This window comes from Streptomyces diastaticus subsp. diastaticus (assembly GCF_011170125.1).
Classification (GTDB): domain Bacteria; phylum Actinomycetota; class Actinomycetes; order Streptomycetales; family Streptomycetaceae; genus Streptomyces; species Streptomyces diastaticus.
This window is the reverse complement of the sequence record NZ_BLLN01000005.1, coordinates 2344206-2357628: the sequence shown is the minus strand read 5'-3', so window position 1 is coordinate 2357628 and position 13423 is coordinate 2344206. Positions and strand designations below refer to the sequence as shown.

15 protein-coding genes and 1 pseudogene are annotated in these 13423 nt (G+C 72.4%); 8 read left to right on the top strand and 8 right to left on the bottom strand.

Annotation, left to right across the window (positions count from 1 at the left end; genetic code table 11):
* The first annotated feature begins 98 nt into the window (after nucleotides 1-98).
* The 6 genes from Sdia_RS27540 (at nucleotide 99) to Sdia_RS27505 (ending at nucleotide 4443) form a co-directional block, all read left to right on the top strand.
* Nucleotides 99-929 carry a helix-turn-helix domain-containing protein gene (locus Sdia_RS27540; protein WP_100457765.1) on the top strand — a complete coding sequence of 277 codons (831 nt, stop codon included), beginning with the start codon at nucleotides 99-101 and terminating at the stop codon, nucleotides 927-929.
* On the top strand, nucleotides 926-1135 hold the full coding sequence (locus tag Sdia_RS27535; RefSeq protein WP_030696399.1) for a DUF397 domain-containing protein: 210 nt from the start codon (nucleotides 926-928) through the stop codon (nucleotides 1133-1135). The genes Sdia_RS27540 and Sdia_RS27535 overlap by 4 nt, the downstream gene beginning before the upstream one ends.
* Before the next feature lie 122 nt (nucleotides 1136-1257).
* Nucleotides 1258-1773: a DinB family protein gene (locus tag Sdia_RS27530; protein WP_189499819.1), complete on the top strand. Its 516-nt coding sequence runs from the start codon at nucleotides 1258-1260 to the stop codon at nucleotides 1771-1773.
* Nucleotides 1774-2071: 298 nt separating this feature from the next.
* Entirely contained in the window at nucleotides 2072-2713 is a 642-nt protein-coding gene (locus tag Sdia_RS27525; protein ID WP_003950533.1) for an IclR family transcriptional regulator, read from the top strand.
* Nucleotides 2714-3011: 298 nt separating this feature from the next.
* Nucleotides 3012-3635, top strand: a complete 624-nt coding sequence (locus tag Sdia_RS30435) for an MBL fold metallo-hydrolase (protein ID WP_229830176.1) — start codon at nucleotides 3012-3014, stop codon at nucleotides 3633-3635.
* Between the two features lie 10 nt (nucleotides 3636-3645).
* A complete protein-coding gene (locus Sdia_RS27505; protein ID WP_100457763.1) occupies nucleotides 3646-4443 on the top strand; it encodes a S16 family serine protease in 798 nt (265 codons plus the stop codon).
* A gap of 6 nt (nucleotides 4444-4449) precedes the next feature.
* Here Sdia_RS27505 and Sdia_RS27500 read toward each other — a convergent pair.
* The 8 genes and pseudogenes from Sdia_RS27500 to Sdia_RS27465 form a co-directional block, all read right to left on the bottom strand.
* A pseudogene (locus Sdia_RS27500) lies at nucleotides 4450-4836 on the bottom strand (MFS transporter); the annotation flags it as partial.
* Nucleotides 4833-5021, bottom strand: coding sequence for a hypothetical protein (locus Sdia_RS27495; RefSeq protein WP_100457762.1), 189 nt, complete (start codon nucleotides 5019-5021; stop codon nucleotides 4833-4835). The gene Sdia_RS27495 and the pseudogene Sdia_RS27500, both read right to left, overlap by 4 nt.
* A complete protein-coding gene (locus Sdia_RS27490) occupies nucleotides 5018-5683 on the bottom strand; it encodes a winged helix-turn-helix domain-containing protein (protein ID WP_100457761.1) in 666 nt (221 codons plus the stop codon). The genes Sdia_RS27495 and Sdia_RS27490 overlap by 4 nt, the downstream gene beginning before the upstream one ends.
* Before the next feature lie 120 nt (nucleotides 5684-5803).
* Nucleotides 5804-6787: a glycine betaine ABC transporter substrate-binding protein gene (locus Sdia_RS27485; protein WP_100457760.1), complete on the bottom strand. Its 984-nt coding sequence runs from the start codon at nucleotides 6785-6787 to the stop codon at nucleotides 5804-5806.
* Nucleotides 6784-7650 (bottom strand): ABC transporter permease, encoded by an 867-nt coding sequence (locus Sdia_RS27480; protein WP_100457759.1) that lies wholly within the window; start codon nucleotides 7648-7650, stop codon nucleotides 6784-6786. Before Sdia_RS27480 ends, Sdia_RS27485 begins: the two co-directional genes overlap by 4 nt.
* On the bottom strand, nucleotides 7647-8948 hold the full coding sequence (locus Sdia_RS27475; RefSeq protein ID WP_100457758.1) for a betaine/proline/choline family ABC transporter ATP-binding protein: 1302 nt from the start codon (nucleotides 8946-8948) through the stop codon (nucleotides 7647-7649). Before Sdia_RS27475 ends, Sdia_RS27480 begins: the two co-directional genes overlap by 4 nt.
* A complete protein-coding gene (locus Sdia_RS27470; RefSeq protein WP_100457757.1) occupies nucleotides 8941-9588 on the bottom strand; it encodes an ABC transporter permease in 648 nt (215 codons plus the stop codon). The genes Sdia_RS27475 and Sdia_RS27470 overlap by 8 nt, the downstream gene beginning before the upstream one ends.
* Nucleotides 9589-9625: 37 nt before the next feature.
* Nucleotides 9626-10096 carry an Lrp/AsnC family transcriptional regulator gene (locus Sdia_RS27465; protein WP_100457756.1) on the bottom strand — a complete coding sequence of 157 codons (471 nt, stop codon included), beginning with the start codon at nucleotides 10094-10096 and terminating at the stop codon, nucleotides 9626-9628.
* Between the two features lie 132 nt (nucleotides 10097-10228).
* On the opposite strand from Sdia_RS27465, the gene hppD reads away from it, so the two are divergent.
* Both hppD and Sdia_RS27455 read left to right on the top strand, forming a co-directional pair.
* Complete coding sequence (gene hppD, locus Sdia_RS27460) at nucleotides 10229-11392, top strand: 4-hydroxyphenylpyruvate dioxygenase (RefSeq protein ID WP_100457755.1); 1164 nt, start codon at nucleotides 10229-10231, stop codon at nucleotides 11390-11392.
* 543 nt (nucleotides 11393-11935) lie between these two features.
* Nucleotides 11936-13345 carry an FAD-binding oxidoreductase gene (locus Sdia_RS27455; RefSeq protein WP_189499837.1) on the top strand — a complete coding sequence of 470 codons (1410 nt, stop codon included), beginning with the start codon at nucleotides 11936-11938 and terminating at the stop codon, nucleotides 13343-13345.
* Nucleotides 13346-13423: the final 78 nt, after the last annotated feature.

Genomic DNA, 13423 nt, shown 5'->3' with positions numbered 1-13423 from the left:
TCCTCTCTGTAGCCGTTTCGCTACCGGGAGCGCACAGCTTGGCCTATCGTTCAGAGCGTCATCAACTGACGCAAAACGGCAGACGAGTTGGGTGCACCATGGTCAACCGTAGAGAGCTGGACCCGGAGCGGTCGCCGAGCGCGGCCTTCGGCGCGCTTCTCCGCAGGCTGCGAGACGAACGCGGCTGGACCCAGGATCAACTGGGCGAACACGTGGGCTGCTCCGGAGCCCACATCTCGGCGCTGGAAATTGGCCGACGTCCACCAACCCAGCGGCTCGCGACAAGGTGTGACCAGGCGCTGGGTGCGCGTGGGCGCCTGGTGAGCCAGAGTCAGGCGGTCCGGCACACGGCGCTCATCGAGGGCTTCCCGCAGTACATCGGGTACGAAGAGCGAGCCATGGAGGTGCGGTTGTACGAGGTCGGGGTGATACCCGGCTTGCTCCAGACGCAGGAGTACGCCTCGGCGCTGGAGGCGGACGCGGTGCGCAGGGAGGCCATCACTCCGGACCAGGCTGAGGAACGTGTCAGGCTGGTGGAGATGAGGCAAGCGGCCCTTGACCGATCGCCCGCACCTCTGCTGTTCGTCGTGCTGGACGAGGGGTGTGTACTCCGGCCCATGGGAACTCCGGAGATCATGGATGCACAGTTCGCGAAACTGCTGGAGTTTGCCGAACGCCCACACACCGTGTTGCAGATCGCTCCCTTCAGCATGGGCGCGCGGCGACCTCTCAGCCTTCCGTTGACTGTGCTGACCATGCGCGACCGGTCGCTGATCTCCTACGCCGAGTCCTCGCAGCATGGCCGTCTTGAGCGCAACAGCGAAGCCGTGCTCCCCCTGTTGGCGGCCTATCATCAACTACAGGCCGAGGCCATGTCGCAAGCAGCTTCCGTGGCCATGATTGAGCAGCTACGAAAGGGCACATCGTGACGAGTGAATCCCCTCGTTGGTTCAAGTCTTCCTACAGCGGCAACGGCGGCCAGTGCGTCGAGGTGGCCACCAACCTCGTCGCCTCTGACGGCCTGGTTCCCGTCCGTGACTCCAAGGATCTCGCCGGGCCGGTGCTCGGCTTCCCCGCTGCCGCGTTCGCGTCCTTCGTGGGCGGGGTCAAGGCCGGTGCGTTTCGGGCCGTCTGATCGGTTCGGTGGAGGTCCCGCCGGCGCACCGGCAAGGTGCGCGGCGGGGCCTCTTCGCATGTTCGGGGTGTGCGGCGATTATTCGCTCGCCGCAGGACCCCCCGTAGGCCACACTCCTCGCGATGACTCAGCGAACCGACACCCCCGCCGCCTGGGACGAACGTACCCAGCTCACCACCTTCCTCGACTACGCGCGGGCCACCGCGGTCGCCAAGTGTGAGGGGGTGTCGGCCGAGGGCGCGGTGAAGGCGCCGTTGCCCGGCTCGCCGCTCATGACGCTCTGCGGGCTGATCAGCCATCTGCGGTGGGTCGAGTACTACTGGCTGGAGGAGGTGTTCCTCGACGGGGAGGAGGCCGGGCCGCTGGTGCACGCCACCGAGGAGGACCCGGACCCCGAGATGCGGACGGCGGTGGAGGTGCCGCTGCCGCAGCTGCTCGCCGAGTACGAGGAGCAGAGCGCGCGGTTCCGGGAGCTGGTGGCCGGGCAGAGCCTGGACACGAAGGCGCGGCGGCCCATCCGGGACGGCCGGCACGTCGATCTGCGGTGGATCCTGCTCCACCTCATCGAGGAGATCTCCCGGCACAACGGGCACCTGGACGCGGTGCGCGAACTGGTGGACGGGCGCACCGGGATCTGAGGCGACCGGAGGGCCGGCGGCGGGGGGACAGGGGCGGGTCCGGCGGGACACCGAGGGCAAACCGGGGCGCACTCCCCGGTGATCGCCCGGATTCTGGACGGACCCTTCCGCTGAGCGGGGCCGCTCGCTACATTCCCGGCAACGTACACGCCCCGTGGCAGCGTCGCCGCGGAGCGCAGCCGGTGCCTTGCGCTCGGCGGCCTCTGACGCGCGTCGCCGCTGGGACCGGCGCCGCCACCCATCCGGATGCCGCCGCACCTCACCACTGCCGCACCCTCACACCTAAGGAGTGGGCGTCGTGACCGCGGAGACTTCTCAGACGCTCGACCGGGGCCTCAGGGTCCTCAAGCTGCTCGCCGACACCGACCACGGCCTGACCGTCACCGAGCTGTCCAACAAGCTCGGCGTCAATCGCACGGTGGTCTACCGGCTCCTGGCGACCCTCGAACAACACGCTCTCGTCAGACGTGACTTGGGCGGCCGGGCCCGGGTCGGGCTCGGGGTGCTGCGGCTCGGCCGCCAGGTCCATCCGCTGGTGCGCGAGGCGGCGCTGCCCGCCCTGCGCTCGCTGGCCGAGGACATCGGCGCCACCGCCCACCTGACCCTGGTCGACGGCGCCGAGGCGCTGGCGGTCGCGGTGGTCGAGCCGACCTGGACCGACTACCACGTCGCCTACCGCACCGGCTTCCGGCACGCTCTCGACCGGGGCGCGGCCGGCCGGGCCATACTCGCCGTCCGCCAGAACGAGCTGCCCGACCCCGGCTACACCCTCACCCAGGGCGAACTGGAGGCCGGCGCCTGCGGCGCCGCCGCCCCGCTCCTCGGGCTGACCGGGATAGAGGGCAGCGTCGGCGTGGTCATGCTGTCGGACGCCGTACCCGAGCGGGTCGGCCCCCGGGTGGTGGACGCGGCCCGCGAGGTCGCCGACGCGTTGCGCTGAGCGGAGGGGGGCGGGCCCGCGGGTGCGGTCGGAGGAGGTCGGCAAGCGGTACGGCCTGCGGGGCGGCTGGGTGCTCCGGGGCGTGGACGTGGCGTGCCGGGCCCGAGCGGCGAACTCGCCCTGCGGATCCCCCGGGAGGACGCCGACGCCCTGCTCCTCGCCGCCCGGCGCGAGCGCTGGTCGGTCGCCCGGGTGACGGAGGCCCCCCGGTGATCGCCCTCGCCCGCTGCGCGGCCGCCACCCTGCCGCACAGCCGGCGCCACCTGGCCCCCGTCCGCTCTTCACCGGCGTCCTCGCCGTGCTGACCGTCAACGGGAGAGGCCCCCTCCCCTCCGCCTACGCCTCCTCGGCCGGAGTCCTCCTCCTCTGCGCGACCTGGCTGACCGTGGTGGTGACCGGCCCGGACGACCCGGCACGGCGGGCGGTCCTCGCGGTGAGCGCGGGCGGGGCGTGGAAGGTGCTGCTCGCCACCGTCGCCACCGCGCCGGCCTGCTGCACCGCGCTGGGCGGGCAGCTCGCCGTCGCGGACGGGAGCGCGGAATGGTTCGGCTTCCCGGGGGTGGCGCGGGTGCCCGGACTCGCCTGCGAGGTGCTGCTGGTGCCGCTGCCCGGCCACTCGGCGGGGCACACGGGCGTCGCCGTACGCGACGGGGACGGCCGATGGCTCCTGCACGCGGGCGACGCGTACATGTACCACGGGGAGATCGAGCGGACGCCGCCGCTGGCCCACCCCGCCTTCGCCCCGGTCCAGCAGGGGGCGCAGACCGACGCCGAGGCCGTCCGGGCCACGCGCGAGCGGCTGCGTGCCCTGCGCCGCGACCACGGGGACCGGGTCACCGTCTTCAGCGCGCACGACCCGTGGGAGTTCGCCCGCCTCACGACGCCCCCGCCCCTGCCCGCCCCCGCGCCCCCGGGCCGCTAGATTGGGGCGCGTGTTCTCCAAGCTCGCCGCTCTCCCGCGCCCCCGTGCCCTCGCGATCTGCGCCGCGCCCGTGGTGGCGCTGCTGGCGGTGACCGCGCTCGCGCCGCTGCCGTTCGCGGTGGCGCAGCCGGGGATGACCGCCGATGTGCTCGGTTCCCAGGACGGGACCGAGGTCATCACGATCAAGGGCGAGGAGCCCCGGAAGACCACCGGTGAGCTGCGGATGACCACGATCGAGGCGACCGGCCCGCAGACGCCGGTGCGCGTCGGGCAGGTGGTGGACGGGTGGTTCCGCTCCGACCAGGCGGTGATGCCGGTGGACGCGGTCTACCCGAGCGGGGACACCCCGAAGGAGATCCGGCAGTACAACCGGGACCAGATGGTCCAGTCGCAGAACGTCGCCGTCGAGGCGGCGTTGAAGCAGCTCGGCCTGAAGCCCGGCAGCGTGGACGTGAAGCTGGAGCTGGCCGACGTGGGCGGGCCCAGCGCCGGGCTGCTCTTCTCGCTCGGCATCGTCGACAAGCTGGACGGGGACGGCAGCGGCGGCGACCTGACCGGCGGCCGCTCCATCGCGGGCACCGGAACCATCACCGCCGACGGCAAGGTCGGCGCGGTCGGCGGCGTCTCGCTGAAGACCCGCGCCGCCGCCCGGGACGGCGCCACCGTCTTCCTCGTCCCCAAGGCCGAGTGCGGGGACGCGCGGGCCGAGCTGCCCTCCGGCATGCGGCTCGTCCCGGTCACCACGCTGGACGGCGCGATCGACTCGCTGCGGGCCCTGGAGCGCGGCGGCAAGGTCCCGGCCTGCTGAAGGCGAGGCCCCGCGGGAGGTCTCGCCGGGGGCGTGGAAGAGGCCGCTGGTCCCCATCAGGGCGCAGAGCAGCCAGAACGGGAGCGCGTCCAGGTGGTGCAGGAGTGGGATGGCGCCGACGGCGGCGGCGCAGACCAGGTCGGAGAGGACGCTGGCCCGGCGCCGTCCGATCCGGTCGATCAGCGGGCCGCCGAAGAGGGCCGAGACGACGACGGGCAGCGTCGCGCAGAGGGCGACCACCCCGGCCCGGGTGGCCGAGCCGGTGGTCTGGAGGACGAACCAGGGGACGCCGATCACGGTGAGCGCGTTGCCCGTGATGGAGACCGTGTTGGCGGCGAGGGTGAGGGCGAGCGGGCGGCGGTCGCGTGGGGGAGCGAGGGCGTCGGCGGTCACCGGAGGACGGGGCGCGCGGCCGGCGGTATCGCGAGGCGCAGCCCGAGGGCGACCAGCGCCCAGCCGAGGCGGGCACGCGGGGTGGCGGGCGCCTCGCAGGGGGGCGGTTCGGCGGCCGGGCCGGCGGGGAGGGCGCGTACGGCCTGGGTGTGGAGGAGGTGGTGGACATCGGGATGCGGGGTCATGACCGGGCCTCCGGGGGAGCGGGGTTCTCCGAACGGTCGGCAGAGGTCTTGCGGGGGAAGGCGTGCAGGTGGACGCGGAAGGAGGCGGCGTCCTCGGCGTCGGCGTTCTGGGCCTCGTAGGCGCGGAAGGACTCCAGCAACTCTTCGGAACGTTCCCGGAGTTCTGTGGCCTGGGCCGGGGTGAGGCGGTAGCTGTAGTCGCTCAGGTCGTACGCCTCCTGCCACGCGGTGGGCCACTCGTGGCGGGTGCCGAGCCAGGTCGACAGCTCCTCGGTGTGGTTGTCGGCGACCTCGTGCATCAGCACGTCGACGGCGCCGCGCTGGACGGGGTCGGCGAGGTCGAGGCGGTCCGGCTCCAGACGGATGCCCTGTGAGGTGGCGCGCCACCACCGCTCGCGCCCCTTGCCGTGCTCGGGCGCGTCCTCCACGAAGCCGTACGCGGCGAGCTGGCGCAGGTGGTAGCTGGTCGCACCGCTCGACTCGTCCAGCCGGACGGCGAGTTGCGAGGCGGTCGCGGGCCCGCTCTCGCGCAGCGCCCGGAACAGCCGCATGCGCAGGGGATGGGCGAGCCCGCGCAGGGAGCGGGGATCGAGGGTGCGGACCTTGTGTTCCGAAGGCGCCGCGTGCTGGGGCGTGGCGCCGGACTCTGAGGGGGAAGGCATGTCGGAAACATAAGGTTGCAAAGACTGCTTTGCAAGCAGTTCTTTGCATGGATTCCTTTGCAAGGGGATCTTTGCAAGCGGACGCGCCCGTTCCTCGCGCCCGTTCCTCGCGCCCGTTTCTCAGTCCTTGACGAACCCCTCCGCGAGCATCCACTCCAGCGCGACCGTGTGCGGGTCCTGCCCCTGCACCGCCACCTTGGAGTTGAGTTCCTGGGCGATGGCGTTGTCGAGCCTGGCCGTGACGGGGGCCAGCACCTCGGCGATCGCCGGGTACTTCTCCAGCGCCTCCGTGTTGATCTCGGGGGCGACGTTGTAGTTGGGGAAGAACTTCCTGTCGTCGTCCAGGACCGTCAGACCGAGCGCCTTGATGCGGCCGTCGGTGGTGAACACCTCGCCGAAGGCGCAGGACCGGCCGCTGGACAGCTCGGTGTAGACGATGCCGCCGTCCATCTTCTGGATGTTGCGGGCGGGGATGTCCATGCCGTACCTCTTCTGCATGCCCGGCAGCCCGTCCTGGCGGGAGGCGAACTCGCTCTCCACGCAGAGCGTCACCGCCCCCGGGTCCCGCTTCGACAACTCCGCGACCTGCGAGAGGTTCGTGACGCCGTACTTCTTCTCCGTCGCCGGGTTCACCGCCAGTGCGTAGGTGTTGTTGAGGCGGGCCGGGGGCAGCCAGGTGATGCCGTTGGCCTTGTCCGCCTCGCGGACCGCCTCCCACTGCTCGTGCGGGTCGACGATCGGCTCGCTGTTGCCGAGGTAGGTGATCCAGGAGGTGCCGGTGTACTCGTACATGGCGTCCGCGTCGCCCGACCTGACCGCCTCGCGGGCGCCGATCGACCCCTGGATGCCGGTCCGGTCCAGGACCGTGGCGCCGGCCGCCTGGAAGGCGATGCCCATGACGGCGCCGAGGACCAGCTGCTCGGTGAACTCCTTGGAGGTGACGGTCAGCTGGGCACCCTCCAGCGGACGCCCCTTGCCGACGCTGCCGGGCCGGACGTCGTCCACCATCGGACTGCCGCTCTTGAGGCCGCACCCGGCCAGCAGCGCCCCGCAGAGCAGCAGCGCCGCCCCGGCCCGGGCCCGTGCCGCGCGTACCCGGATCACGTGCCCACCTCCAGGCCGCGCGGACGCAGCAGCAGTTCGGCCAGGGAGGCCAGCCAGTCGACGAGCAGGGCCAGCGCCACGGTGAGGATCGAGCCCAGCACCAGCACCGGCATGCGCTGGTTGGTGATGCCGGTGGTGATGAGGTCGCCCAGACCACCGCCCCCGCCGAAGGTCGCCAGGGTCGCCGTGCCGACGTTGAGGACCAGCGCCGTGCGCACCCCGGCGAGGATCAGCGGGACGGCCAGCGGCAGTTCCACCTTGAGCAGGACGCCGCGCGGGGACATGCCGATGCCCCGGGCCGCCTCCAGCAGCGTCGGGTCGTTGGCCTTCAGCCCCGCCACCGTGTTGGAGAGGACCGGCAGGACGGCGTAGATGATGATGCCGATGAGGGCCGGGCGCTCGCCGATGCCCAGCCAGATGACCATGAGGGCGAGCAGGCCGATGGCCGGGGTGGCCTGGCCGATGTTGGCGAGGGCGGTGGCGAGCGGGGCGGCCCGGCGCAGGCGCGGGCGGGTCAGCAGGATGCCCAGCGGGATCGCGATGATCAGCACGAAGAAGGTGGAGATCACGGTGAGCTGGACGTGCTGGCGCAGCCGCAGCCAGACGTTGCCGCCTCCCAGCGCGTTCTCCGAGATGGCGTCCAGGTCGGCGCTGTGGAACCACAGCGAGGTGGCGAGCAGTACCAGCAGCAGGAAGACCGGCAGGAAGGTCAGCTTCTGCCAGCTCACCCGCCGGGCGGGCTTCCCCGGCCTCCCGGGCGGCTCGGGGGCGGGCCGGTCGTCGTGGTCGGCCTCGCCCGCGTCACGGAAGACGTGGCCTCGCGCCTCGTGCGTCCCCGGGTCGCGGGGAGCGGGGTGGCTCATGCGCCCGCCTCCGGATCCCGCTCCTGCCCGGCGCGCTGGTCGGCCAGCTCCTGCTGGTGCTCCATGGCGTCGAGCCGGTCCTCCTCCAGCATCTCGTGGACCGAGTTCATCAGGGTCTCCATGTCGACCACCCCGGTGTACTCCCCGCGCCGCCCGGTCACCGCGACCCGGCCCGCGTTGTCGGTGAGGACCGCCTCCAGAGCGTCCCGCAGCGTCGCGTCCCGGGTCACCGTGTCGTGCACCAGCGTGCCCGCCGCCGCCAGCGAGCCCTTGGCGCGCATCAGGTCGCCGCGCCGGAGCCACTTGTACGGGCGGCCGCGCCGGTCCAGCATCAGCAGCTCGTTGGTACGCCCGGAGCGCAGTGCCTCGAAGATGCCCTGGAGCGGGTCGTCCACGCTCACCGTCGGCCAGTCGCCGATCTCCACGTCGCGGACCCGGGTCAGGTTGAGCCGCTTCAGGGCCGCGCCCGCGCCGACGAAACCGGAGACGAAGTCGTCGGCCGGGTTGGTGAGGATCGCCTCCGGGGTGTCGAACTGGGCGATCTGCGAACGGTCGCGGAGGACCACGATCCGGTCACCGATCTTGATGGCCTCGTCGAAGTCGTGGGTGACGAAGACGATCGTCTTGTGCAGCTCGTGCTGGAGCCGGATCAGCTCGTCCTGGAGATGGTCCCGCGTGATCGGGTCGACCGCGCCGAACGGCTCGTCCATCAGCAGCACCGGCGGGTCGGCGGCCAGCGCCCGCGCCACCCCGACCCGCTGCTGCTGGCCGCCGGAGAGCTGGCGCGGATACCGCCCCAGGAACTCGCCGGGGTCCAGGCCCACCAGGTCGAGCATCTCCTCGACGCGGGCCTTGATCCGGCTCTTGGACCAGCCGGTCATCTTCGGTACCAGGGCGATGTTCTGCCCGACCGTCATGTGCGGGAAGAGCCCCGAGGACTGGATCGCGTACCCGATCTTGCGGCGGAGCCTGACCGGGTCCATGTCGGTGACGTCCTCGCCGCCGATCCGGATGCGGCCGCTGGTCGGCTCGATCAGGCGGTTGATCATCTTCAGCAGGGTCGTCTTGCCGCCGCCGGACGGGCCGACGAAGACGACCGTCTCGCCCGCCTTGATCTCCAGGCTCACGTCGTCCACCGCCGGGACGGAGGTGCCCGGGTACCGCTTGGTCAGGTGCTCCAGCTCGATCGAGGCGCCCGAGGCCGCGCCGCCGCCGGGCGCCGCCTCGGCGAGCGTGGCCCCCGCCGCGGCGCCTCGGGGGGCGTCGGGGGACTCGGGCGTTGCGGGCGACTCAGGCACGGATACCCCTCGGAATCGTCAGGCGGCCGATCAGCACGTACGCCGCGTCGAACAGCAGGGCCAGCACGATCACGGCCAGCGTCCCGGCCAGGACCTGGTTGAGCGCGTTGGCGCTGCCCAGGGAGGAGATGCCGCGGAAGATCTCGTTGCCGAGCCCCGGGCCGGAGGCGAAGGCCGCGATGGCCGCGATCCCCATCAGCATCTGCGTGGAGACCCGGATGCCGGTGAGGATCGGCGGCCAGGCCAGCGGCAGCTCCACCCGCAGCAGCCGGGCCCACCGCGACATTCCGATCCCCTTCGCCGCGTCCACCAGCGTCGAGTCCACCCCGCGCAGCCCCACGATGGAGTTCCGCACGATCGGCAGCAGCCCGTACAGCGTCAGCGCGATCACCGTCGGCGCCACCCCGAGCCCCACCAGCGGGATCAGCAGGCCGATCATGGCGAGCGAGGGGACGGTCAGGATCGAGGAGGTGGTCACCGTCGCCAGATTCCCCGCCCACCCGCTGCGGTACGTGGCGACGCCGATCAGCACCCCGATCACCGTCGCCACCACCATGCACTGGAAGACGGCACTGGCGTGCTGGTAGGCGTCGGCGAGCAACTGCTGATGGCGGTTGCCGAGGTACTCCCAGAAGTTCATGGAAAACCGCACCCTTCGCCTTCGGGAGCGGTCGCGCTCAGGTCTCCCGGGCCGCCTGCTCCACCAACGGGATGACGCGCAGCGGCACCGGGTTCTCCATCACGATCGCCGTGGCGGCCCGGACGATGCCATCAAAACCCACAACCCGGTCGATCACCCGCTGGAGGTCGCCGTTCGAGCGGGCCACCAGGCGGCACAGCATGTCGCCCTCACCGGTGATGGTGTGCAGCTCCAGCACCTCCGGGACCTCGGCCAAGTGCGCCCGTACGTCCGGGCCCTGGCCCTGGCGGATCTCCAGCGTCGCGAAGGCGGTGACGCGGTAGCCGAGGGCCGCCGGGTCGACGTCCGGGCCGAAGCCGCGGATGACTCCGTTCGACTGAAGACGGTCCATCCGCGACTGCACCGTGCCGCGTGCCACCCCCAGCCGGCGCGACGCCTCCAGCACCCCTATCCGCGGCTCCCGCGCCAGCAGCACGATCAGCCGGCCGTCCAGCTCGTCGATCCCCATCAGGCCACCCTCCCCACTTCCACGTGGTCATCCTGTACAGATGAGCCGCCCATACTGACGGGTGACCGGGCACCTTGCCCAGTGTTTTCGCGAACTGTTGCGCACCTTGCGGAACGGCGCGAAGCTGCGGCCATGGCAGCGACATCGACGAACCCCCAGGCCCCCCAGTCCGCCCCCACCACCGCGCGCGAGGCCGACCCGTTCCCCGTCAAGGGAATGGACGCCGTGGTCTTCGCGGTCGGCAACGCCAAGCAGGCCGCCCACTACTACTCCACCGCCTTCGGGATGAAGCTCGTCGCCTACTCCGGACCGGAGAACGGCAGCCGCGAGACCGCCTCCTACGTCCTGGAGAACGGCGGGGCCCGGTTCGTCCTCACCTCCGTCATCAAGGCCGCCACCGAGCACGGCGCCTTCCTGGAGAGCCACGTCGCCGCCCACGGCGACGGAGTCGTGGACCTCGCCATCGAGGTGCCGGACGCCCGCGCGGCCTACGCCTACGCCGTCGAGAACGGCGCCACGGGCATCGAGGAGCCGCACGAGGTCAAGGACGAGCACGGCACCGTCGTCCTCGCCGCCATCGCCACCTACGGCAAGACCCGCCACACCCTGGTCGAGCGCTCCGGCTACTCCGGCCCCTACCTGCCCGGCTACGTCGCCGCCGAGCCCATCGTCGCCCCGCCGGCCAAGCGCACCTTCCAGGCCATCGACCACTGCGTGGGCAACGTCGAACTCGGCAGGATGAACGAGTGGGTGGCCTTCTACAACAAGGTCATGGGCTTCACCAACATGAAGGAGTTCGTCGGCGACGACATCGCCACCGAGTACTCCGCCCTCATGTCGAAGGTGGTCGCCGACGGCACGCTCAAGGTCAAGTTCCCGATCAACGAGCCCGCCATCGCCAAGAAGAAGTCCCAGATCGACGAGTACCTGGAGTTCTACGGCGGCGCCGGCGTCCAGCACATCGCGCTGGCCACCAACGACATCGTCCAGACCGTCCGCACCATGCGCGACGCCGGTGTCCAGTTCCTCGACACCCCCGACTCGTACTACGACACGCTCGGCGAGTGGGCCGGCGAGACCCGGGTGCCGGTCGAGACCCTGCGCGAGCTGAAGATCCTGGTCGACCGCGACGAGGACGGCTACCTGCTCCAGATCTTCACCAAGCCGGTCCAGGACAAGCCGACCGTCTTCTTCGAGATGATCGAGCGGCACGGCTCGATGGGCTTCGGCAAGGGCAACTTCAAGGCCCTCTTCGAGGCGATCGAGCGCGAGCAGGAGCGCCGCGGAAACCTCTGACCAGCAACCGCCCCGACGGGGGGCGACGGCCCGCCACCCACCCGCGTGCTCCGCGCGCGGGCCGGGTGGCGGGCCGTCGGCGTGCGCCCCTGGAACCGCTCAGGCCGGCGGCGGCCCCCACTCCGGCCCACCCAGCGCCGCCGGCTCCCGGCGCGCCCGCTCGGCGTGGAGTGGCGAGAACTCCGGGGCGAGCCGCAGCGCCCGCCCCCACTGCCGCCGGGCCGCGCCCTCCGCACGCCGGCGGCAGGCCCGCGCCGGCGGCGGCAGGCAGCCCGAGGACCCGGCGGCGCGGACGCCGCGCGGGCGGTGCCCCGGGCGTGGCGGAGGCCCCGGGCGGCAGGCGCGGGCGCGGTGCCCGCGCCGCCTCGGGGCACGGTGTGCGGCGGCCCGTGCGCTGGTCCGTACCGGGCCGGTCTGCCTCCCTTACCATGCCGCGCACCGTGCGCCGGTGCGACGATCGCACCGAAGCGGTGAGCCGCTGGTCGCCGACGGGTTCACACCCACGGCCGCCGGTGCCACCCTGTGCCCATGCCAGAGCCGCAGATGCCCGCGCCCCCCACCGCAGAGCCGCCCGCGCCCACCGGCCCCACCGCCCTCCTCGCCCGGCTCCGCGAGGGCCTGCCCGCCGAAGCCGTCCTCACCGACCTGGACGTCACCGCCGCCTACGCCCACGACATGGCGAGCTTCTGCGACGCGGGGAAGCCCGCCGCCGTCGTCCTGCCCCGCACCACCGAACAGGTCCAGCACGTCATGCGGACCGCGACCGCCTTCCGGGTCCCCGTCGTCCCGCAGGGCGCCCGTACCGGACTCTCCGGTGCCGCCAACGCCACCGACGGCTGCCTCGTCCTCTCCCTGGTCAAGATGGACCGCGTCCTGGAGATCGACCCCGTCAACCGCATCGCCGTCACCGAGCCCGGCGTCGTCAACGCGGTCCTCTCCCGCGCCGTCGAGGAACACGGCCTCAGCTATCCGCCCGACCCGTCCTCCTGGGAGACCTGCACCATCGGCGGGAACATCGGCACCGCCTCCGGCGGCCTGTGCTGCGTCAAGTACGGAGTCACCGCCGAATACGTCCTCGGCCTCGACGTGGTCCTCGCCGACGGGCGCCTCCTCAGCACCGGCCGCCGCACCGCCAAGGGCGTCGCCGGATACGACCTCACCCGCCTCTTCGTCGGCTCCGAGGGCAGTCTCGGCGTCGTCGTCAAGGCCGTGCTCGCGCTCAAGCCCCGGCCGCCCCGGCAACTCGCGCTGGCCGCCGAGTTCCCCTCGGCAGCCGCCGCGGGCGACGCCGTCTGCCGCATCATGGCGGAGGGGCACACCCCGTCCCTGCTGGAACTCATGGACCGCACCACGGTGCGCGCGGTCAACGCCATGGCCCGCATGGGCCTGCCCGAGACCACCGAGGCGCTGCTGCTGGCCGCCTTCGACACCCCCGACCCGGCCGCCGACCTCGCCGCCGTCGGCGCCCTGTGCGAGGCCGCCGGAGCCACCGGCGTCGTCCCGGCCGACACCGAGGCCGAGTCCGAACTCCTGCTCGCCGCCCGCCGGATGTCGCTCACCGCGCTGGAGGCGGTCAAGGGCACCACGATGATCGACGACGTCTGCGTGCCCCGCTCCCGCCTCGCCGAACTCCTGGAGGGCGTCGAGGAGATCGCCACCCGGTACGACCTCACCATCGGGGTCTGCGCCCACGCCGGCGACGGCAACACCCACCCCACCGTCTGCTTCGACGCCACCGACGCCGACGAGGCCCGCCGCGCCCGCGAGTCCTTCGACGCGATCATGGCACTCGGCCTGGAACTGGGCGGCACCATCACCGGCGAACACGGTGTCGGTGTCCTCAAGAAGGAGTGGCTCGCCCGCGAGCTCGGGCCCACCGGCGTCGAGGTGCAGCGCGCGGTCAAGGCCGCCCTCGACCCGCTCGGCCTGCTCAACCCCGGCAAGCTCTTCTGACCCGCCCCCGCGTCAACCCGGCGCACCGCGAGTCCCCTCGGCGCGCCCGGGCGCGGGGGCGGGCCGCCGCGCCGGGCA